At 62.6% G+C, this 21,957-nt stretch carries 19 protein-coding genes; 12 read left to right on the forward strand and 7 right to left on the reverse strand.

Features of this window, described 5'->3' with window-relative positions:
- Positions 1-255 (reverse strand): hypothetical protein (locus tag VII69_00265; protein HEY5093529.1); only part of this gene is annotated, 255 nt, incomplete at its 3' end.
- 164 nt (positions 256-419) lie between these two features.
- On the opposite strand from VII69_00265, the gene VII69_00270 reads away from it, so the two are divergent.
- From VII69_00270 to VII69_00280, 3 genes are read left to right on the forward strand one after another with little or no spacing between them, the layout of a single operon-like run.
- Positions 420-3,941: an AAA family ATPase gene (locus tag VII69_00270; GenBank protein ID HEY5093530.1), complete on the forward strand. Its 3,522-nt coding sequence runs from the start codon at positions 420-422 to the stop codon at positions 3,939-3,941.
- A gap of 48 nt (positions 3,942-3,989) precedes the next feature.
- Positions 3,990-4,196: a hypothetical protein gene (locus VII69_00275; protein HEY5093531.1), complete on the forward strand. Its 207-nt coding sequence runs from the start codon at positions 3,990-3,992 to the stop codon at positions 4,194-4,196.
- Positions 4,193-5,095: a hypothetical protein gene (locus VII69_00280; GenBank protein ID HEY5093532.1), complete on the forward strand. Its 903-nt coding sequence runs from the start codon at positions 4,193-4,195 to the stop codon at positions 5,093-5,095. The genes VII69_00275 and VII69_00280 overlap by 4 nt, the downstream gene beginning before the upstream one ends.
- A 175-nt stretch (positions 5,096-5,270) precedes the next feature.
- Here the strand turns inward: VII69_00280 and VII69_00285 are convergent, their stop codons facing one another.
- Positions 5,271-6,920, reverse strand: a complete 1,650-nt coding sequence (locus VII69_00285; protein HEY5093533.1) for a TlpA disulfide reductase family protein — start codon at positions 6,918-6,920, stop codon at positions 5,271-5,273.
- 163 nt (positions 6,921-7,083) lie between these two features.
- On the opposite strand from VII69_00285, the gene VII69_00290 reads away from it, so the two are divergent.
- From VII69_00290 to VII69_00305, 4 genes are all read left to right on the forward strand, one after another.
- A complete protein-coding gene (locus VII69_00290; GenBank protein HEY5093534.1) occupies positions 7,084-7,389 on the forward strand; it encodes a zinc-ribbon domain containing protein in 306 nt (101 codons plus the stop codon).
- A 179-nt stretch (positions 7,390-7,568) separates the two neighbouring features.
- Positions 7,569-8,099 carry a lytic transglycosylase domain-containing protein gene (locus VII69_00295; protein HEY5093535.1) on the forward strand — a complete coding sequence of 177 codons (531 nt, stop codon included), beginning with the start codon at positions 7,569-7,571 and terminating at the stop codon, positions 8,097-8,099.
- Between the two features lie 19 nt (positions 8,100-8,118).
- Complete coding sequence (locus tag VII69_00300; protein HEY5093536.1) at positions 8,119-9,366, forward strand: LptF/LptG family permease; 1,248 nt, start codon at positions 8,119-8,121, stop codon at positions 9,364-9,366.
- A gap of 30 nt (positions 9,367-9,396) precedes the next feature.
- On the forward strand, positions 9,397-11,913 hold the full coding sequence (locus tag VII69_00305; protein ID HEY5093537.1) for a hypothetical protein: 2,517 nt from the start codon (positions 9,397-9,399) through the stop codon (positions 11,911-11,913).
- Between the two features lie 17 nt (positions 11,914-11,930).
- On the opposite strand, the gene VII69_00310 is transcribed toward VII69_00305, so the two are convergent.
- A complete protein-coding gene (locus VII69_00310; GenBank protein HEY5093538.1) occupies positions 11,931-12,758 on the reverse strand; it encodes a hypothetical protein in 828 nt (275 codons plus the stop codon).
- Here VII69_00310 and lnt point away from each other — a divergent pair.
- On the forward strand, positions 12,745-14,286 hold the full coding sequence (gene lnt / locus VII69_00315) for an apolipoprotein N-acyltransferase (protein HEY5093539.1): 1,542 nt from the start codon (positions 12,745-12,747) through the stop codon (positions 14,284-14,286). The genes VII69_00310 and lnt overlap by 14 nt on opposite strands.
- Positions 14,283-14,867: a hypothetical protein gene (locus tag VII69_00320; GenBank protein ID HEY5093540.1), complete on the forward strand. Its 585-nt coding sequence runs from the start codon at positions 14,283-14,285 to the stop codon at positions 14,865-14,867. The genes lnt and VII69_00320 overlap by 4 nt, the downstream gene beginning before the upstream one ends.
- 732 nt (positions 14,868-15,599) lie before the next feature.
- Here the strand turns inward: VII69_00320 and VII69_00325 are convergent.
- Both VII69_00325 and VII69_00330 read right to left on the reverse strand, forming a co-directional pair.
- Entirely contained in the window at positions 15,600-16,688 is a 1,089-nt protein-coding gene (locus VII69_00325; protein HEY5093541.1) for a bifunctional phosphoglucose/phosphomannose isomerase, read from the reverse strand.
- A 19-nt stretch (positions 16,689-16,707) separates the two neighbouring features.
- Entirely contained in the window at positions 16,708-17,001 is a 294-nt protein-coding gene (locus tag VII69_00330; GenBank protein HEY5093542.1) for a hypothetical protein, read from the reverse strand.
- Between the two features lie 156 nt (positions 17,002-17,157).
- Here VII69_00330 and VII69_00335 point away from each other — a divergent pair, with 156 nt between their 5' ends.
- From VII69_00335 to VII69_00345, 3 genes are all read left to right on the forward strand, one after another.
- Positions 17,158-18,747 carry a D-aminoacylase gene (locus VII69_00335; protein ID HEY5093543.1) on the forward strand — a complete coding sequence of 530 codons (1,590 nt, stop codon included), beginning with the start codon at positions 17,158-17,160 and terminating at the stop codon, positions 18,745-18,747.
- A 101-nt stretch (positions 18,748-18,848) separates the two neighbouring features.
- The gene (locus tag VII69_00340) at positions 18,849-19,355 is read left to right on the forward strand and encodes a hypothetical protein (GenBank protein HEY5093544.1); all 507 of its coding nucleotides are present in this window, start codon (positions 18,849-18,851) and stop codon (positions 19,353-19,355) included.
- Positions 19,352-20,101 (forward strand): polysaccharide deacetylase family protein, encoded by a 750-nt coding sequence (locus VII69_00345; protein HEY5093545.1) that lies wholly within the window; start codon positions 19,352-19,354, stop codon positions 20,099-20,101. The genes VII69_00340 and VII69_00345 overlap by 4 nt, the downstream gene beginning before the upstream one ends.
- On the opposite strand, the gene coaE is transcribed toward VII69_00345, so the two are convergent.
- Complete coding sequence (gene coaE / locus VII69_00350) at positions 20,098-20,697, reverse strand: dephospho-CoA kinase (GenBank protein ID HEY5093546.1); 600 nt, start codon at positions 20,695-20,697, stop codon at positions 20,098-20,100. The two genes, VII69_00345 and coaE, sit on opposite strands and share 4 nt — an antisense overlap.
- A gap of 3 nt (positions 20,698-20,700) precedes the next feature.
- Entirely contained in the window at positions 20,701-21,915 is a 1,215-nt protein-coding gene (locus VII69_00355; protein ID HEY5093547.1) for a S1 RNA-binding domain-containing protein, read from the reverse strand.
- Positions 21,916-21,957 lie beyond the last annotated feature (42 nt).

The following is a 21,957-nucleotide window of genomic DNA, read 5'->3' on the forward strand; positions in this document are numbered from 1 at the left end:
GTAGCCGTCGAGCAGGCCGTCGCCCGCGGGACCGATCACGCATGCGTCGACGGTGAAGTCTGTGTCGAGCGTGACGGCGCCGGTGAGGTGCACGTGACCCGATGCCGAGCCGGTGGTCGTGCTGCCGGAAGAGTCTTGCGATCCCGCGTCACCTTGCGAGGCCGAATCCGTAGCACTACTGTTGTGCGCGCAGCCGGCGGTCACAAGACCAAGGCATATGACAGACGTGAGCAAGAGCGAACGAGCATTATTCATCGTGATCTCCTTGAACGGGTGGGTAGTATCGCGTGTTCTCTTGGGCATCGTACGCTTGGCATCGTCCGAAAAGCATCCGAAAACCGGCAATATCGTCCCGGCGCAATGCCCAAACGTCGGCGTCAATAGCGGATGGCCGACACGAAGACAGAATGAGAATGGTTATGGCGATTGCAGGCCCCGAAGCCGGGTCGGACTGCCTGCAGATACAACTTTTCAGCCGACTGCAGCTTTTCTATCGCGGCGAGCCGCTCAAGTTCAACGCACCAGCCAAGACCGCCGCGCTACTGGCCTATCTCCTCATCAATCGCGACCGGCGCGTGACCCGCGAAACGCTCGCGTTTGCCCTGTGGCCTGACGAATCCGAAGAAAAAGCGCGCGCCAATCTGCGCCGCCACATCCAACTGCTGCAGCGCACGCTGCCCGCGGCCGCGCATCAACCGTGGATCTTAAGCGAGCGGGGCGAGGTCCAATGGAATCCGGAGAGCGAGTTCCGGCTTGACGTCCTTGATTTCGAACTTCTGAGCGGCGAGGCGGATAGCACCGCGGCCGCGATCGACTCGTATGTCGGCGATCTGCTCGCCGACAACTTCGACGATTGGCTTTTGCCCGAACGCGAGCGCTTGCGGCGGATGCAGTGCGCCAACCTCGAGCGGTCGACGGATGCGCACCGGCGCGATCTCGATTTCCGGGGGGCGATCTTGAGCGCGCAGGGGCTGCTCGCGCACGATCCGTGGCGGGAAGACACGATTCGCATGCTGATGTCGCTGCGCTACGAGTCGGGCGATCGCGCCGGCGCGCTCCGGGAATACGAAGCGTTCGCAAAGCGCTTGCGGCGCGATATGGATGTCGAACCGATGCCGGAGACGCAAGCTCGCTACGCATCCATCACGCGCAATGTCGGGTTGCCCGCGGCGAGCGCAGACGGCGAACCGCGGCGTGCGGCGGCCGGCCAGTTCGCGTTGCCATTCGTTGGGCGCGAACACGAACTAGCGCAGCTCAACGAGTGGTGGACGCGCGCGGCCCACGGTCACGGCCGGTTCGTGTTGATCGGCGGCGAGGCCGGCATCGGCAAGTCGCGCCTGATCGCGCAACTCAGCGGCATCGCCGAACGTCAGGGTGGGCGCGTCATCGCCGGCGGCACGACCTTTCCGGAGACGATGCCGTATCAGGCCGTTGCCGAAGCGTTGCGCGAGGCACTCGCGATGATCGCGGAACGTGAAATCGAGCCGATGTGGCTGGCTGCGGCGTCCGCACTTCTGCCCGAACTGCGCCAGATCGGGAGCGAGCTCCCGGCATTGCCCGTTCTCGAGGCCCCACGCGAGCAAGCGCGACTTTTCGAGGCGCTGGCGCGATGCGTCGAAGGAATCTCGCGCGCTCGCCCGCTGCTCATCATCCTCGAAGATCTCCACTGGTCCGGCGGCGCGACCGCCAATCTGCTCGAGTATCTCACTCGCCGCATTCGCGCCCTGCCGGTCTTGATTGCCGCGACGTACCGCAACGACAGCGCCGATCGCTCCCATCCGCTTCGGACTTTGCGCCGGACGCTGCATCGAAGCGGCGCATTCGGCCATCTCTCGCTCGGACGGCTCGCGCAGGACGAAGTCGAACGCTGCCTGGCTTCTATACCCGAGCTGGCGGACAAATCGGTCGACTTCGCCGGCAGAGCGCACGCGCTGTGCGACGGGAATCCGTTCTTTCTCGCGGAGATCGTGCGAGACTCCGTCGCGTCGAAATCGCCGGAGCCGGCACTTCCGCAGAGCATGGATGCGGCGATCGCAAGTCGCATCGGCCGGTTGTCGAACGATGCGAGCCGCATCGCTGAAGTCGCGTCCGTTATTGGACTTGCGTTCGATGTCGACGTGATCAGCGCAGCGTCGGGTCAGCGAGAAGAGCAGGTCCTTCGCAGCTTGGACGAGCTGTTGGACAGCTATCTCATCGTCGAACGAGGCGGGATCCATCTTGGGTCGCGATACGATTTCAGCTTCGCGCACGAGATCATTCGTGCACAGCTCTACTCGAAAATTCCGCAAGACGTCCTATTGCGCAGGCATCGACGCATAGCCCGGGTCATGGAAGAGCTCTACGCGCCTGCGGATATTCCGGCGTCAGAGCTTGCGCTGCATTTCGATCGCGGGGCGGAGCCGTCCAAAGCCGCAGCGTACTACCACATCGTCGCGCGCAACGCGCTCGCGGTCTTCGCGGATGAAGAGGCGAAACGTGCGCTGTGCCGGGCGCTTGACATCGGTGCCGACGACGTGCAGCGTAAGGATCTATTGCTCTTGAGAGAGGGCATCTATAGCCGCAGCGGCTCGCGGCCCGAACAGCTCGCCGACATCGTCTCGCTCAAGGAGTCGGCCATAGAGCTCGGCGACGAAGACGCCGGCCGCGAGGCGCTTCGCCGGCACATCGAATATGCTCGCGTCACGGGCGACGTCGACAGTCAAAAATCGTTGATGGACGCGTTGGACGAGAGCATCGCCCACGCTGACCTTGGAACGATGAGCGCGCACTGGCGCGCGACAGCCATGGAGCAACGCGCGGCGATGGGGATCGCCGCCGGCCAGTACGACGACGGAAGGGATCTGGCGCAACGCGCACAGAGCGTGTACGCCGCGCTTGAGGATGCCGGCGGCCAAGCGCGCGCGTTATGCCTGATCGCGGAATCGTATTCCCACCAGGCGCGAACGAGCGAGGCCCAGTCCGCGGTGGACTTGGCGCTCGCGTTCGCTCGAACCAGCGCCAACGAGTCGCTTGCGGCGCACGCGTTATCTGCCGCCTCGCTCGCGGCTCACTTGGCTGCCGACTACGATCGAAGCAGAAGCTTTGCCCTCCAAGCGTTGCAGATATACCGTGCCATCGGCGATCGCGAAGGAGAAGCAGACTGCCTCTCTCGTCTTGGGAACATCGACAGCCGCTTGTTCCATGTGCACGACGCGAGCAATAATTTCGCCAAGGCCGCCGGGATCTACAAAACGCTCGACAAGCGCCGCGGCGAAGCAGTGGTCATGTTCAATACGGGCCTGCTGTTCCTCAAAGTCGGCGAGTATGAGAGAGCGCTCTCCGGTTTCCGGCAAGCGAATGAGATCTTCGCCGTGCTCAATGATCTGCGCGGCCGTGCGGTCTGCGCCGTCAACGTCGGGATGCTTGCTTATTTTCAGCGCCGGTACGCCGCATCCCGGCGGCTGTCGCAGCAAGCGCTGAACCGGGCCCGACAACTCAGCAGTCCATACTTGGAAAGCGCGGCGCTGGGGAATCTCGGAGCTGCGGAGCGCGAATTGGACATGCTCCCCGACGCGATTGCACACTGCGAAGAAGCGCTGCGCATCAAGCGCGGCATGACGGGCAGTGCCGACATCGGCTCGGACCTTGCCGACCTGGGACTTACCTATTTGCGTGCCGGCGATCGTACGTCGGCGATCGCGGCGGCCGACGAGATTCTGAGTCTCGGCAACGACTCGCTGGAAAGCGTCATGTATCCGCAAAACGTGATCTGGAATGCGGCGCAGATATATGGCGCCCTCGGGCTGCAGCAAGAGCAACAGGCAGCGGTCCGGCGCGCTTCAGCCGCGCTTGACAAGCGTCGCGCCCTGATCCCGGATGACGCGTGGCGCCGGACCTACGACGAGCTGCCTTTCAACCTTGCCATCAAAGCGGCCGCTGAGGTGGCTGTCGGCTCGCTCTAACGTCGAAATCGGACGTATTTCGGACGTGCTCGCGGTTACGATGCGTGGGTGGACACTAGCATAGGCCGCACCAAACACATCTTCGTCGTCGAAATGTGGCGCGAAGGATCTCCCGACGAAACGCTATCGTGGCGAGGCATGGTCAAACATGTCGCCCACGGCGAGCAGCGTTACTTCGTGGATTTCGGTGATCTCACGCGCTTTTTGATGCTGCGGCTGCAAGCGGACCATTCACCTGAAGGGGACCAATCATGACGAGATTACCGTTGCCACTCGTGTGCGCCATCGTAGCCGCTCTCACGTTGGGCTTCAGCGGATGTGGCCAGAAGAGCGCCGACACATCGAGCAAGCTGGTTGTCTCGAGCGCGAGCGCCGCGCCGGACGCACAAGCGAGCTCGACGGACGCAAGCGATAGCAGCGGCGTGATCGACTACCGGACCAAGGATCCCGCAACGCTCGGCATTCCGCTTTACCCGGGTGCGAAGACAACCGAGGGCGGCAGCGTTGGCTCGAGCGACAAGACCGGCAGCGGCCAGGTGGTGAATCTCACGAGCCCTGATTCTTTTGACACCGTGTACGGCTGGTATAAATCGCAGCTCCCGGCCGACGCACAGAAGATGAAGACCAGCGTCATGGGTGCGTCAACCGCGACGTTCCAAGTGGGGCCCGGTGACGAGAAGACCGGCAAGTTCGTGACGGTCAGCAGCACCGGAAAGGGCGACACGTTCATCACGCTGAGCGTCGGAAACTCGACGGGGGCCGACGCCGGATCGTCGCCTGCGCCTTCGAATGCGAGCGCGGACCAATCAACCGGATTGCAGCATGACGATCTCGGCACATTTGGCGTGCCCACGTATCCGAACGCCACGGAAAGCGTCATGCTTCCGGCGATGATCGGCGACGAGGGAAAATCAGAGCACGGCCAGCTTACCACCAAAGACTCTTTTAGCACGGTGTATGCGTGGTACAAGCCTCGTTTGCGTGCGGGCTCTGAGGACGCAGAAGCGGCTGCGAGCAATCATATCAACAGCGACGGGGACGAAGGCGCGATGTTCGAGATCAGCAAGGACCCCGAATTCAACGTCGTGATAAGTCGCTCGAAGGGTGACGACGAGACCACGGTGGTGTTCCTGAGGCTGACGAAGGTCAAGTAGTGTAGTAGGGCGAGCGTCGCTCGCCCAAAACAGCAGATGTAGTAGGGCAAGCATCGCTTGCCCAAAAAAAAATTAGGGCAAGCGATGCTTGCCCTAGTACATTTGCCCTCCTAAATTTTCCCGTGGGCAAGCGATGCTTGCCCTAGTACATGTGCCGTCCTACATTTTCGTCTACTTACGAGGCGGTGACGGTCACCGCGACACGGGTGGCTTTTGCGTTCACCTTGACTTGCGCGGTTGAGCCGTTGGTCGTCACGCTCATGTTCCAGTCGCCGCCGGCACCGGCCAACGGCACGACTTGAAGTTCGACGCGCTGCGACGCACCCGGCGCCAGCGTGATCGCAGTTTTATTCGGCTCGCAAACCTTCGGCGTGCAGAACGACAGCAGCCAGTGCGCGGGCACGCCGGTCGCGACAAAATGCACCGTGCGCGTTTCCGCGGACGGATTGTGCACCATGACGTAGAGCTTCGCGGGCGTCGTCGTGGTGGACGTCGTCGTGGTGTTTCCGCTCACCGCGAGATGCCATGGCATCGGGTTGAGCGCGACGTATTGTTCTTCGGCTTGTTGTCCGACGATGGAATCCGGCGTCACCGCCGGAGCGTTCCTGAGTACGGCGCGCGCAGCGGCGACGTTGCCGGCCATGAGATACGTGCGGCCCGTCTTCAGCCAGACGCGCCCCAATTCGTACGCGGCTTTCTTCTTCGTCGGATCGGCGGCGTAGGTCGCGGTCGCAAGCGCGAGCGCTTTGCCTTCGGCAGCCAAGGCTGCGGTATAATTCTTGGCGCCGTTGTTCGCCGACGCGAGGGTGAGCCAGTTTTCCGGATCGTCCGGCGCGATGTTCGCGGCGGATTGCGCGTAGGCGACCGCGGCAGCGTATTCTTTCAGTTCATAGGCGGCGGAGTATCCCCCGCCGTACGCATCGACGTCGTCGGGTGTCAACGCGATCGCCATGTCGAACTGCTTTTGCGCGTTGGTGAAATCTTCGGCGTCCTGGAACGACTGACCGCGGAGCATCGCGGCTTGAGCGCCGTCCTTCTTCGCCTTGTCGTCGGTAGGCACCGGTGCCGCGGCGGCCCGCGCCGCATAGGCATCCGCCCAAACCACATTCATGGCATCGCGAAGCTGCGTGCTCTTATAGTAGTCGATCGTGGCCGAATCGTCGGCGTTCTGCAGTTTGTCGAGTCTGTCGGACGCAGCTTGGCCCGCGGCGATCGCGTCGTCGACTTTGCCTGCTTGAATCTGTGCGGCGATGGCGGCGGTTCCCGATGTGGCGGTAGCGTAGAACGCGGTGGCTGTCTTCGAATCCGGCACCGGCCGGCCTGCGATTATCGCGCCGAGCGCGAGTGCCATCGTGGGCGCGTCGAGCTGGTCGACTTGCCGGTAGCGGACGATCCCGTTGCGGTCGAGCACGAACGTGGTTGGTATCGCCCGAATATCGTAATTCTCTTCAACTTTGCCGTCGCCGTCCAGCGCCAGACGGTACTTCACACCTTTTTGCTTCGCCCACACCGAGACGAGTTGCGCGCTCTCGCGATCGTCGACACCGACGAAGATGACGCCGTTGCTCGAGAACCGGCGCTCGGCCGAGATGAGGTCCGGCGTTTCCGCGCGGCACGGCGGGCACCACGTCGCGAAGAAATTGACCACGACGACGTGACCGCGCAGCGCCTTCAGATCGATGGATCCTCCGCCGATCTGCGGCAGGGTGAAGGTGGGGGCGGTCGACCCGTTCGTGGGCGAAGCTGCGGAACTTTTGTCGGCGGACGCGGCCGTGATGGCGGCGACGGCCGCGAATGCGAGGCACAAGGATCGTGCGCTGTTCATGGATGGTGCTTTCTCAAAGATTTAAGAGCGAGCAAGGTCGGCGGTTGCCAGGTTGATTTTTCAAAGTGGAAGTGTTAGAGTCTTTCTACGCAAGCTGCCACCCACCATGGCCGCGCGGCTCTTTTCTATTTTCGTTTGGTGAAAACCCCGAGGAATCGAAGAATTGGCCTTCCAGGACCGGACCCTCACCTGTCGCGACTGCAGCGCGACCTATATCTTCACCGCCGGAGAGCAAGAATTCTACGCGCAGAAGGGCTTCCAGCACGAGCCCACGCGCTGCGTTTCGTGCCGGCAAACTCGCAAACGCGACCGCAGCAACGGAGGGCCGGCAGGTGAACGCACCATGTACGACGCCGTTTGCTCGCAGTGCGGCGCGGCGACGCAGGTGCCGTTTTCGCCGCGGGCCGACAAGCCGGTCTATTGCGCGGAGTGCTACAAAGCGGTAGTCCCGCGCCGGACGCGCGCGTAGCATATGACCTAGAGCACAGGTCCCCAATCGTTAGTCTTGTGTGAGAAGGCGTCCCGGCGGGGTGCCCTAGCGCAGGCCGCAACGGCCGGGGCGAGAATCAATCCGGTAGTCGACACCTATTCATACGGTAGAAACCGCTGTAGCGCGGGCGACCGATTGTGCTTGCCTGGGGACCATCGATGCACCTTACAGCCCGCGCGCTCCGTCGCGCGATCGGAGCCGCCTTCATCGTCTGCGCTTCAACCCTTGTGGGCTGCAGCGGCGACGGTTTATTCCCGGATGGCGGCGGCCCTCATTCAATGCCCGCCGCGCAACTGGACCATCTGGTGCGAGGCGCGGCAAGCGCCCACGGATTGTCTGCGGCTCTCGTTCGCGCCGTCATCGACGTCGAGTCCGGCGGCGATCCGTCTGCGATCTCGAGTGCGGGTGCGATGGGGCTCATGCAGTTGATGCCCGGCACGGCCAGCTCGTACGGCGTGGCCGACGCGTTCGATCCCAACGAGAACGTCGACGGCGGCTGCTCGTATCTGCACGATTTGCTCGGCCGTTACCACGGCAATCTGAAGCTCGCGCTTGCCGCGTACAACGCAGGTCCTGGCGCAGTGGATAAATACGGCGGCATTCCGCCTTACGCGGAAACGCAATCGTACGTCCGCAACGTTACGGCGCTATACGCAGCGGCAACCGCGTTGCCCAGGCCCCGCCGGTAAGCTTTAGAAAATGGCCCGCGTGACCCCCAGCCAAAGCAGCATCGCCGCACGGTCTTCCGTCAGTGCTAGCGCGCTTCATCAGCCGCTCGAACTCGACGCAGCCGAGCCCGGCGAGCGCCTCGATTGGCTTTCCGCAGGCCAAGGCTATCGCGCGCCGGACTCGCCCAAGCACGGGCTGAATCTGCTCAACCGGATCTCTATCCTCGATCGCTATCTGCTCGGGGAGATGCTGTCGCCGTTCGCGCTCGCGCTCGCGATCATCACGCTTCTCCTGATCATCAATCAGCTTTTCCTGGCCGCCGACTACGTCATCAATAAAGGCGCGCCCGCAGTGCTGGTCCTGCGCTATTTAGTGCTCCAATTGCCGGCGCTGTTCTATCTCGCGTTCCCGTTTGCGAGCTTGGTGGCGGTCCTTCTCGGGTTCGGACGCCTGGCCGGCGACAACGAAGTCACCGCTATGCGCACGAGCGGCATCAGCGTGCATCGGATCGCCGTGCCGTGCTACGTGCTCGGCCTACTACTTTCACTGACGTCGTTCGGCATCAACGAATCGCTCGCGCCGTATGCCGATAAACGCGCCGAAGACACGTTCCGGCAGATCATGTATCACTCGAGCCAGCCGATCATCGAGCCCGACCAATTCATGCGCACGCCCGATGGCCAGCACATGATCTACGTGGGATCGATCGATCCGACATCGGGCGCGATGCACAACATCGTGATCGAGACGTTTGGCAATAACCCGAGCCCCGATTCTATGCAAGCCGCTACGGGCCGGCAAATGGACGGCAAGATCGTCCTCACGGACGGTGTGTATACGAAATATGGCCCCGACGGCCTCGTGACCACGCAGAACAAATTCAAGACCATGGAGTTTCCGCTCGGCGATGCGAGCGTACTCTACTCTGGAGCGTTCTCGCCGTTCGCCGAGAATTCGAGCCAGTTGAGGACCGAGATCAAGAACCTCAAAGCCAGTGGCGAAGACACCAAGAACCAAGAGATGATTCTCGAGCAGAAGTACGCCATGCCCGTCGCGTGCCTGATCAGCATCCTCATCGCCGTGCCGCTTTCGATGATGTTCGGCAAGTACGGCCGTGGGGTAGGTGCGTTGATCGCCGTCGCAGCGGTGCTCTTGTACTACGCGGCGATGGCCATCGGCGGCGCGCTCGGCAAGAACGGCGCCGTGCCCGTATTCGTCGGCTCGTGGCTGCCAAATGCGGTGATGGCGGGAGTCGGCGTAGCACTGCTCTTCAACGATAGGCGCTGATGCGCACTGATCAGAGGTAGGGTCGATCGATTGATCGTCCGCCGCACGCTTGGCCAATTCGCGCACGGAGCAAGCAAAGCGTGCGCCGTCGCCTTGTGCGTTGTGCTCGCATTTCCGCCAATGGCGGCGCTTGGCACCGGGCGCGTTCATTCGGCCACCGCACGGGCGAAGACACACCATAGCTCGGCTGGCCGCGTCAACTCAGCCTTAGCGGAAGCGTTAAGTACGCCGGCACCAACGGCCACACCGACAGCGAGCCCGGCGGCGAGCCCGCTCCCGAGCCCCAGCATGAGCCCGATGCCCACGCCGACGGCGCCGCCGGCGGTCTACGCGACCGAGCCTCCCGACAACTCCGACTTCCCCAACTCGAACAATTCCGGCGGGCCGCCCGAACCAAACGCGACGTTCGCTCCTGCGCCCGGACCGTCTGCTTCGGCGCCCGCTGGGGTTCCGGCGGGCGACATTCGGATCACCGCGGACCGCATCGCCGGCAACGCCAAAGGTGACATGACGGCGCAAGGGCACGTCCACCTGACGACCGACAGCGTGGACATCTCGGGCGATCAAGCCGTCTACACCGCGGTGGACAAGACGGTGAGGATGACCGGCAACGTCCACTTTGTCGGCGCCGATGGCGACACGGCAACGGCCAAGTCGCTTGCGTTCAACACCGAGAAAAACACGTTTGCGATGTTCGACGTCGCCGGCCAGACCAACGCGGTAGCGGTTCAGGGCCAGCCGATCCAGGGCTACATCTACTATCGCGGCCAGGAAGTCGACGTCGCCGCCGACGGCCACTCGATCATCCGTCATGGCTGGATCACGACGTGTTCGCTCAATCACGTCGCGTATCATATCACCGGCAAAGAGATCGAGATCCGGCCGCACGACCGCATCATCGCGCACAGTTCCGCGCTGTATCTCGGAGGCTTGTTGGTGGCCGCGCTCGGCATCGTCGTGTTGCCGCTATCGGCGGAGGCGGCGCACCGTTCGTCCGCCATCGCGCCGGACTTCGGCTACAACTCGACCGAAGGCTACTTCGCGCGCACGTACATCAATTTCTATCGCAGTCCGAACTACTACGGCACCTACCACGTCGACTATTTTCAGAAAGTTGGCGTCGGGCTCGGAATGGACGTGTTCTTCGCGCGCAAAGACGGCAAAGGCAGCGGCTACGGCTCTTTTTATACATTGCAGAACAACGCGTACGAGCGAAATCTCAGCGGCCAGAAGAGCTCGTATCAAGCCCAGCTCAGCATGTCGCGGATGCTTGGTCATCACGTGACCGGCTCGCTGCAATTCTCTTACAGTGGCCAGAGCGTGGTGGCGTCCAACATTCCATCGTCCACGACAGCGGGTTTGACCTTCACGCACGCCGGCGCGCGCAGCACCACGACGTACATCGGCAATCTGTCGAGCAGCGGACCATCGAACAGCATCGGCGCCAGCGTCAACCACACGATCAACTTCACGCCGACGTTCAGTCAAGTTGTGGGCCTGCAGTTTCAGGGCAACACCAATCCGCTGAACTACTCGCGTCAGATCAACTTCACGAGCGACACGCGCTTTGTGGCCAGCGCATTTGACGGCGACTTAGAAATCTCGACGTCGCACGGAACGCAGATCACGCAGCCCGGGCCGCTTGTGTCGCCGTTTCCGTCGCCGCTGCCCACGCCGATGATCGCCAACACCAACGGCTTTCAGAAGGTCCCCGAACTCACGCTGCGCGCGGTGCCGTTTCAAATCTCGTCGTTGCGGCTTCCCGTAGAGGTCACCGTCACGGACGGCATCTATAACGACCAGTTCGACAACGCGCCGAACGGCATCAAGACTTCGCGGCTCGATCTCACGACGCAGATCGGCAGCGCATTTTTCCCCGTCGGTCAAAGCTCGGACGTCACCGCGACCGCGACGCTGCGACAGGACGCGTATGGCACGGGGGATCTGCTCGGGACCGTCGGTGAGGACGTCAGCTTGCGCACCCTCTTCGGCACGCATGCCGACAACACGCTGTCGTACACCAGCTTGAGCGTGCGCGGCTATACGCCGATGCCGTCGTTCGATTCGGCGTTCGGCACGGATGATCTCGGCGAAGATCTCAACATATACAACGGCAACAAGTATCGATTTTCAGCGACCACCAGCTACGACTTCCACCAGAAGTTCTTGAGCCCGGTCGCGTACCAATTGCTGTGGCAGCCGGCGCCGCTGGCGAGCCTCAGCCTCGGCACGACGTACGATCCGCACGGCACTGCGGGCGTCGAGCGGCCCGGCTACTCACCGCTCAACATCGCGCTTGCGACGCCCATCGGCGCGGACGATTATTTTCAGATGCAGTCCAACTACGACTTCAAGCTGCACGGCTTGCAAAACCAGTCGTATTTCCTAACGCACACGGTGAATAATTGCTATCAGGTCCGCGTCGCGTACCGCCAGGCGCTGAAAGAAGTGGATTTCTCGGTCAATCTTCTCGCGTTCCCGAACCAAGCGGCGAACTTCGGCATCAACAGCAACGGGCCGATCATCGCCCAGAGTTTCGGCCAATGACGAGCGTGGCGCTGCGGTTACTGATTCGGGATCGGGATGACGTCGATTTCGCCGCCGAGGATGTACGCGTTGGGATCGGACGGACCGCCGCCGGGTTTGCTCGCGCACGCCTGGAACGTGTAGACGTTTTTCGTCGACAGGCTGATGTTCGGAATGGTATCCTGCGAATTCAACCCGCACGTCATCTGGTCGAGGGCGTTTCCGTTTTCGTCGGCCGTGAACAACTGGACGAAGAGATTATCGGGCGTGGGCTGCGGATTGGCGGAAGAGGTCGGGCCCGGCGACGGAGTTGGGCGGACGTCGAGCTCCGAGATCGGGATGGTGATCAACATCGCGTTGTTGGTGCCGCCGGAGAAGCCCGCATTGGTGAAAAACGTGAATTGGTTTGCGGAAAGAAATATTCTCTGCCAGCGCACGAGCGTTTGGCCGATGCCGATGAACGACTTGTCAGCATAGTAGAAATTGTTCGTCGGAAGGCCGGTGATGCAGAAAAAATTCTGCGTCTGCGCGGGCGGGCACACGCCGTAGAAGAGCTCCTGATCCCAGTGCCCGTACGTCAGGCCTTGCGCCTCGGCAAGAGTTGGGTAGCCTGGCTGCTCCGGCGCGCCGTAGACGTTGTTCGCCCCCTGATTGATGTTCAACGCGATGATGTACGAATTGTTGCTCGGGGTGATGCTGCCGTTTTGCGACACGTAGAATTTGAACGTGATGGTGCCGGCTGCGGCGATCGTGCCGCTGGGCGGGAACACGGGGCCACGGCCGCATGCGGCGATCGCCACCGCGCCGAGCGCGACGGTCGCAGCGAGAGCGCGCCAGAAGCGGGTCGCGCCGATGGCTAAAGTCACATCCGGATCCTTAACGTATTGGGCGAAGTTTGGCATCGCATTTCTCGCGCCGGTCGCCCTCGCACTTGCTTTTCCGAAAACGGATTGGTGGCCGCTTTCGTTCATCAGTCTCGCGCCGTTGTTCTGGCTGTGGAGCAACGCGTCCTGGAAATCGGCCTTCTGGTGGGGCTGGCTCTCGGGCACCGTCTATTTCGGGCTCATGCTCAATTGGGTTCCCAACTCGCTCGGCGATTACATCGGCGCGTGGACCATCCTCGCGCTCATACTCTTGGCGAGCTGGCAAGGGCTAGCGTTCGCCGCGACCGCTATCGTCGTGTCGTTTATCCGGCGCCGCGGATTCGGGTTCGGCGCGCTGTGCGTGTTCGCCGCGCCGGCCGCGTGGTTCACGATCGAGTTCGCGCGGACGCGAGGCGGGATGGGTGTGCCATTCGCCAGCCTCGGGCTCGTCGCGGCGCACGTGCCGTGGCTGCTCCCCATGGCGGCATACGCCGGCGTCTACGGCGTCGGGGCCATCGTCGCATTGATCAACGGTGCGCTGACCGGCATCGTCTGGGGCACGGCGCGCGGGCGGACAGCCGGCTGCGCCGCCATCGTGGTGATCGCGCTGCTGGTGACGGCGGGCGACATCTCGCGCGCGCACGTCGTTCAACCGGCGACGCGGTGGAAAGTCGCGATCGCGCAAGGCGATATCTCGCAACGCGTCAAGTGGAGTCCGAGCATCTTCGCGCACACGATCCAAGTGTACAGCGATCTCACGCATCAGGCTGCGAAGAGCGGCGCGCGCATCGTGGTGTGGCCGGAGACGGTCGTCACGGCGTATCCGCTTCAGGAGCCGTGGCTGCTGCACGACCTCGAGGCCATCGCGATGTCGTCGCGCGTGTGGCTGGTGGCCGGCACCGTGGACAAATTGTCGCCGCGCGGTTATCGAAACGCGGTGATCGATATCACGCCCAAGGGCACGCTCGCCGACGTGTACGAGAAGCATCTGCTCGTGCCGTTCGCAGAGTTTCTCCCGTTTGATGGCGTCCTGCGCAAGCTACCGCTGTTGAATCAGGCGTCCGATTTTTTCCCCGGCCCGGGCCCTCATCTTCTCCCCGCGGATGCGGTGCCATTCGGCGTCCTCATCTGTTATGAATCCGGATTCTCGTCGTACGCGCGGCAGACGGCGAACGCCGGTGCGCAGGCGCTGATCATCGTCACCGACGACGCGTGGTGGGGCGACACGTCCGGCCCATACCAGCACTTGGACATGGCCGTCATCGATGCGGTCGAAACGGGCCGCTGGGTCGTGCGCGGCGCGGCCACCGGCGTCTCCGCCGTCATCGATCCGCACGGAAGCATTGTCTCGTCGCTGCCGCTCGACCGGCAGGGACTCCTGGTCGCAAAGATCGGCGGACCCATCGACACGCCCTACGTCCGCTTCGGCGCTTTGTGGCTCGTGCTGCTCTCCTTGGTCATGCTGGGCGTCGGATTGGGCCGGGGCCGCGCGCGCACCGTAGGATGGCGTTCGGCACGAGGACCGGCGTGATTGCAAGCGACCGCAGTGGACGTCCGACGTGGCGCTTCTGGCTGATTGCTGTCGCGGTTCTCTTTCTGGGCGGCTACCTTTATCTGTTCATCAGCGCGATTCTCGCGCCGCCAATGCCGCCGTTGGTCGGCTCCAACTCGGTGGTCATGCACACGCTGCACGTGATCGGCCAGCATGGGCCGAAGCTCGGCTGGAGCTTCAGCGCGGATTCGTCGTCCACGTCGCTCGACGGCGCCTACACGACGTATCAAAATGTCCGCGACGGCACGTACTACGATCACGGTAAACCGGCGTATCACATTTCCGCGCGTCAAGTCACGCTGGACACGCGCTCGCAGAACTACGCGGCCACCGGCGACGTGCACATCTGGGCGGTCACCGGCGTGCAACCGCGCGACATCAGAGCCGACGGATTGACGTGGAATCAGCCGCTGCAGACGCTCACATGCCCGACCAACATGACGGTGCACTATAGCGGCTCCACGTATAGCGGCGCCAACCTCATCGTCAACTTCCGCGACGGCACCATTCACACGGGCCCGTCCGCAGTGACCTACGGCAAGGACAAGAAAAAGCCGTAGTGTACTAGGGCAAGCATCGCTTGCCCCATCTTTTCCTTGTTTTTGTAGGAGGGTGAGCAACGCTCACCCCGTTTTTGTCTTACCCTCGTACTAGGGCAAGCATCGCTTGCCCCAGCGGCTCCAAGACGTGACGTTGTGATTGTGCCGCGACTGCGAACGCCTCCTCGTCATCCGCTCGTTGACTACTCGGGTCCGCGAGTGTTCTTCATTACGTTTTGCGTCTGGAATCAACGCCGGATATTCGCCATGCCTGCGGCTGCTGAGTCCATGCGCGATGTCATCTTTCGGTATCGAGAACGCCAGTGGTATTGGCTTCTTTCATACTGCGTGATGCCCGACCACGTCCACATGTTGCTGAAACTTCGATCTTCCGATCGCACTCTCTCGCGCGTAGTCGCTACGTTGAAAATCGAGCGCATGAAAAGCCTAAACCGCAGAGGCGAGACGCTTCGATGGAAATATGGCTATTACGACAAGATCCTGGTGGCAATGACGCGGAATTCGGCATCGCTCACTACATAACGCAAAATCCTGTGAGGGCCAATATAGTCGACGAGTCGGGCGACTATCCGTTTACGGGGATAGTCGATCGATTCTGGTAAGTTTAGACGCGGTGTTTGGTTGGGCAAGCGATGCTTGCCCTAGTACGGTTGCCCTTCTACGGCCGATAAAAAAACGGGGCAAGCGATGCTTGCCCTAGTACCGTTGCCCTCGTACGTGACGCTGATCAGATTATTTCTTGGCGAGTTGCTGTTTGAGCCAGTCGATGGCTTTGACCGGCGTGGGATCTTCGCCGTAGGCGAGCGCGAGGTAGCACGAGGCGTAGTCGCCGGTGTAAACAAGCGACATGGTGCGCGCAAACGCGCTCGACCCGCTCGCCCACGCCTCGTCGATGCGAACGTGGCGGTCGGCGAGAAGTTCCTTCGTGAGTTCGACGCGCCGCACGATGTGCGTGGGCTCTGTGTGGTCGCGCAAAATGACGACGCTCAAATTCTTTTCAACGCCCGCTTGGCCATGTGTTCCGCTCCACCCGACCGTTTCGTTGTGATTGAGCTCCGGGAACACGTTTGCCGCGGCGAGCGCCTTGGCGTTTTCCGAAATCTGCGTCTTCCAGCGGTAGGCCACGACGCCGCGCTCGGCTTGCGAACCGTAGACAATCGGGATCTTGCCGACCCACGCGTTCGCAAGCTGCTTCGCGGGATTGGAGGCTGGAGGCACATCGGGACCGAGCAGGTTGCGGACCTTGAGCAGCACGCCGGCGCCCTCGTCGATGTCGCTCAGGACCGAGTTTGGCAAAAGCCCGAGGCGGACCGCAGCGACGACGAGCGGCACGAACGCGTAGCCCACTGCTGCGCGCGGCTGCATGCCGGTGACGGGCAATTTGATGACTGGAACGCCATCGGTTTCAGCGAGCTCGTCGAGCTTGCCGCCGGTCGTGACCGCGAGAATCGGCGCACCCGCGCGGCGCGCTTGCGCGTAGACGCTGAGGGTTTCTTCGGTATTGCCTGAATTGCTCGCCGCGATCACGAGCGTGTCCGGACCGACGTACGCCGGCAATTGATAGTCGCGCACGACCGTGACCGGACACGTCAACCAAGGCTCGAATGTGGCGCGGAGCAGATCGCCGCCGATGGCAGATCCGCCCATGCCCGCGATCAAGACCGATGCGAAACGGCGTCCCGCGAGGGCGCCGAGATCGGCGCCGGCCGCGATTTTTTTCGCGTCGCCGCATTGCTCGGGCAAACCGTGGATGGCTCCGAGCATATCGCCCGGGTCGTTCGCTTTGAGGTGAGCTAGATCGGTCAGCGCGTTCGGCGACATCGATTAACCTCGGGAGAAGTCATTCAGCGGAGCGCTTCGCCTCTTCGATCAAGCGCTTTACTTTTTGTCCGCCTTTGTGACCTATCTCTTCGTAGAATGCTTGCCCGTATTTGTCCTTGACCGCGTTGCCGCCCTTTTGCCCGATGTTTTCATAGAAGCCCGCGCCATGGCGCTCTTTTGTGGTCTCGCCGCCCTTGCGGCCGATCGCTTCGTAGAACGATGGTCCGTACTTGTTGCGTACCGCATCGCCGCCTTTTTTGCCGGCTTCTCGGACCGTCATGTCACCGTTACGGTCCTTTTCTTTTGCTGTCATGCTGCTGCATTATCCTCGCGATCAGCCTTCAGTAAATCGAGAGACACGCCGCTTTAGACCAGAGTGCCGTGCGTATCATACCCGGATGCTCTCATACTAAACAGCCGTCAGGCCCAATCGGGAGGCTCATGTGCGAATTTTTGTGAAGGAGGTTTGATGCTGGACGTCGTGTTGGAACACGCTACAATCGTCGACGGTACGGGCGCGCCAAGCTTCCGCACGGATGTCGCGCTACGTGGCGAGCGCATCGTGCGCATCGGCGACTGCGTGGGCCGCGACGCGGCGCAACGCGTGGACTGCCGCACGCTCGTCGTCGCACCGGGATTCATCGACATGCACGGCCACTCCGACGAGGCGCTGCTCGCACTGCCGACCTCCGACAGCAAGATACTACAAGGCGTGACGCTCGAAGTCGGCGGCAATTGCGGTGCGTCGCCCGGGCCGTTTTCGCAGAGCACGCTTGCTGAGCGCCGCGCCGAACTGCAATCGCAATACGGCCTCGATCAGACGTGGGAGGATTTTGGCGGCTTCCTCGACGCGCTCGACGCCTCGCCACCTTCCATGAATTTCTGCTGTCTCGTGGGTTTGGGCGAGACGCGAAAAGCCGTGGGCGCGGTGACGCCCGGACCGCTCACAAAAGAACTGCTGGAACGGCAGCGCGCGCTCGTGCGCGAGGCATGCGAACGCGGCGCGATCGGCATATCGTCGGGGTTGATCTATCAGCCCGGCAGTTTTGCGGACGTCGACGAACTTGAAGACCTCGCTTGCGCCGCGCGCGATGCGGGCAGCCCGCTGTACGCGTCGCACATCCGCAGCGAAGGCGACCAGCTCGTCGAAGCTGTTGAAGAGGCGCTCAGCGTCGGTCGGCGCGCGGGCGTCGCCGTTCAGCTCTCGCACCACAAGGCGTCCGGCCGTAAGAACTGGGGAAAGGTCCACGACACGTTGGCCCTTGTCGAGCGGGCCCGTTTGAGCGGCGTCGACGTCGTGCTCGACCAATATCCCTACAAGGCGTCCTCCACCGGCCTCGATGTGATCCTGCCGGTGGACGTCAACGTCGGCACCAGGCGCGAGATCGCGGACCGACTCGGAGACCCTGCCTATTTCGCGCTCACCGCAGGCAGGATAGCCCTCGAGTACGGCGGCCGCTGGGACGAGGTGCTCATCGCCTCGGTCGCCAGCGAACGGAACAGGCACTTCGAGGGGCTGACCGTGGCCGGCATCGCCGAGCAGACAGGCGACGCCCCAGCCGCAGCTGCGCTTGCGTTGCTCCGCGATGAGTCGCTGGACGTCGCCGCCATCTACTTCACGATGTGCGAGGACGATCTGCGCGCCGTCCTGCAGTATGCGAACACGTGCATCGGCAGCGACGCGACGGTGCGCGCATTGGAGGGCATCACCGCTCGCGGCAAGCCCCACCCGCGGGCTTTTGGCACCTTTCCGCGGTTGCTCAAGCGCTATGTCCGGGAGTCGCGGCTGCTTTCGCTCGAAGAGGCTGTGCGACGCGCCACGGGTCTTGCTGCCGGCCGCCTAGGGCTGCGGGAGCGTGGGCTGATCGCCGAAGGCTACTTCGCCGACCTCGTGCTTTTCGATCCGGCGACGGTCGCCGATCTGGCCACATATGAGGAGCCTCACCGCTACCCTGCCGGCATTCACTCCGTCTTCGTGAACGGCAGCGCCGTGGTCCGCGACGGGAGGATCACAGGCGCCCGGCCCGGCAGGGTGTTGCGGCGCGGACGCGATCTTTAGTCGTCGTATGCGCTGCGTAACTTGACCGCGTCGCTGGCCACGGTATAATCAAGTAGATGGAGACTCCGCCGATCTCGGTTAGAACCGCGAGATGGTTTTTCATGGCCCTGCTGCTGGCAGCCTGTGCCATGCCGGCGCTCGCGTCGCCGCACGCCCGTACAACCCAGGCGGACCACACCCGTCCGTGGGTTGAGGGCGTCGATCCGGGTTTGGAAAATTCGCTTTTCGGCGCCACATACCGGGCGTTGCCCGAGCACAACATCCTCAAGGTCTATGCATTCGCGGCCGGCGGCTACGAATCGGCCGGCATCCGCTTTTCGGCTCGCGTTCCGCACGAGGGGCGCGACCTCACCGCGGAAGAGATCGCGCACGAAGCTGCGATCCTCATCCGCACGGCGTTCAACGACTATCCCGATGTCGAGGAAGTCGACATCTGGGGTACCATTCCGGTGAACCTACACCAGCTCAAGTCGATCGAGAACACCGTGTTTTCGGTATCCGCAACCCGAGACGTTTTCGAGCAGTTGGAGCGGCAGCCCGCGATGGCGGATGAAGCGTTCGTGGATGCGTTCGGGCGTGTCTGGTTCGCGCCGCAAGTGCCGCGATGAGCCGGGTGTGGGCAGGCGCCATGGCACTCGCCGCAAGTATGGCTCTGTTCGCCGGGCCTGCAGAAGCCGCCATTCGACCCGTTGCCCAGCCGTTGCCGTTGGCGGCGCCGGGAGTCCAAACGCTGCATCTCTCCCTCGAGAGAGCCGATCAGGTTTGGCGCGTCCCCATGCACCGGCGCTTGATCGCGCTCACTTTTGACGACGGTCCGTACCCGTTCTACACGCCATTGCTGCTGCACGTTCTCGACCGCTCTCACGTGGCCGCCACGTTTTTCTGCGTCGGCCGCTCGGCGCAAGAATTCCCCGAGCTGATCGACCGCATCATCGAAGCCGGCGACGAGATCGGCAATCACACGTTCAACCACTACGCGCTCAAGGGTCTCAGCGACGAGCAGATCGCCGAGCAGATCATGGAAGGCGGGGCCATCCTCTCCACGTTTGTCGGCCGGCCCCTCGATCTGTTCCGGCCGCCGCACGGCAGCTACGATCGGCGCGTCCTCGAGATCGCCGCAGCGATGGGCTACCGCACCGTTTTCTGGAGCGACAGTCCTGAGGACACGAAGGACATCTCGCCGGCGCTAGAAGTGCAGCGCGTGCTGGCACAAGCGGAGCCCGGCGGCATCGTCTTGCTGCACAGCGGACAATACCGCACGATCGAGTCGCTGCCGGTCATCATCGATAGGCTTCGCGCGCGGGGCTACACGTTCGTGACGGTCGGTCAGCTGCTGGCGTCGGGCAATCTCTAACTGTTGCCGCGTAGCCGCACAAGTTTAGCCCACGCTTCTTTAGCCTCGTGCTGCAGCGCCGCGAGATCGCCGTCGTTGCGGATCACGATATCGGCGCGAATTTCGTATTCCTCGTCGCTGAGCTGAGCCGCCATCCGCGCTTCGACTTGTGCGGCAAGTACGCCGTCGCGAAGAACCACACGCTCGACGCGCAACGCCCGCTTCGCGATCACGCACACGACCCGGTCGCAATACGCGTCGAAACCGGTTTGCAGAAGCAATGGAACTACCAGCACAACCATCGCCGATGCGGGCTGCGCTTTCATCGCGGCGATCGTCCGCTCGCGGATCGCCGGATGGGTCAACTGATTTAAGCGCGCTTCGCGAAGACGATCGCCAAACGCAGCCGCCGCGAGCGCCGCGCGGTCGAGCGTGCCGTCGGACTTGAGTATGGCGCCGCCAAACTCTGCGGCGAGCGAGTCGAGCACCGCGCTCGGCGGTTTCACGACTTCGCGCGCGATGACGTCGGTGTCGATGATCGTGGCGCCCATGCGCGAAAAAAAATCGGCAACGGCGCTTTTGCCCGCGCCGATGCCGCCTGTGAGGCCGATGATCATCCGTTATTCGATATCCGGGGGCTCGATCACCAACGGTTCTTCGACCGGAGGTTCTTCCGCGGGCGCGACGGCATCGCCGATGGTGTTGCCGGACGAATCTTCCTGACCCGCGAGATAGTCTTGAACCTCGGAGCCTTCAGTGCTTGATTCGTTGACCTTGGACAAGCTCGCGGTGATCCGTCTCGTGCCGGTGTTGATGGACAGCAATCTGACCTGCACCGTTTCGCCCTGCGCGGGCGGAGCCGCCGCGTCGAACTCCGACTTCGGCACCATGCCCGTGACGCCGGGCAACAGTTCTACCAAGAGGTAGTTCTGCGTGGCCTTGATCAACTGCGCCGGAACCACCGTGCCCTCGACGAGCTGATCGGGCACCGTCTTCCACGGATCTTCGAGCGAGTGCTTCACGGAGAGGCTGACCTTCTTCGCATCCGCGTCGAATTTCATGACCTCGACCATGACCTTGTCGCCGATCTGCACCACTTCGCTCGGATGCTTGATCCGCGACCACGACAACTCGCTGTTGTGGATGAGCCCGTCGATGCCGCCGAGGTCGACGAATGCGCCGAAGTCCGCAAGGCGCACGATCGTGCCTTCGCGGATCTGACCGGCTTCCAACGTGGAGAGCAGCTCCATTTTCTTTTGGTTCAGCTCTTCTTCGAGCACGACGCGCTGCGACAGCACGACGCGCCGGCGCTTGTGATCGAGGTCGATGACTTTGAGGCGCAGCTCTTTGCCGACGAGTTCGTCGAGATTGCCCACAGGATGGCGCCGGATCTGCGATGCCGGCACGAAGCCTCGCATGCCGAGATCAACGAGCACGCCGCCTTTGACGACTTGCGTCACTGTGGCGTTGATCGCGTCGTTGCGCTCGTGCGCTTCCAGAACTTTCTCCCAGGTCTTGAGCGCGCGCGCGCGCTTCTCCGAGAGATACATCGTGCCGTCGCCGTCGCCGTCGATGCGATGGACGAGCACCTCGAGCGTGTCGCCGATCTTCAGGTCGGCGATGGAGATGCCAGACGAGAGCTCGCGCGACGTGACCACGCCTTCGGACTTGCCGCCGATATCCACGAGAAGTTCGTCATTTGATTTTGCGACGATGAGGCCATGGAGCACTTGCCCTTCGTCGAGGGTTTTCAGGCTCTCTTCGTAGAGCCGTTGTTCGAGAGCGAATTCATCGTCGGCTTCTTGTGCGGGCTCGACGACATTTGTGTCGGACATTATTGGGGGTTCACCTATGCTTTTTCAAATTTCGACCGTTTG

This window comes from Candidatus Eremiobacteraceae bacterium, from assembly GCA_036511855.1.
In the GTDB taxonomy this organism is placed as follows: domain Bacteria; phylum Vulcanimicrobiota; class Vulcanimicrobiia; order Eremiobacterales; family Eremiobacteraceae; genus JABCYQ01.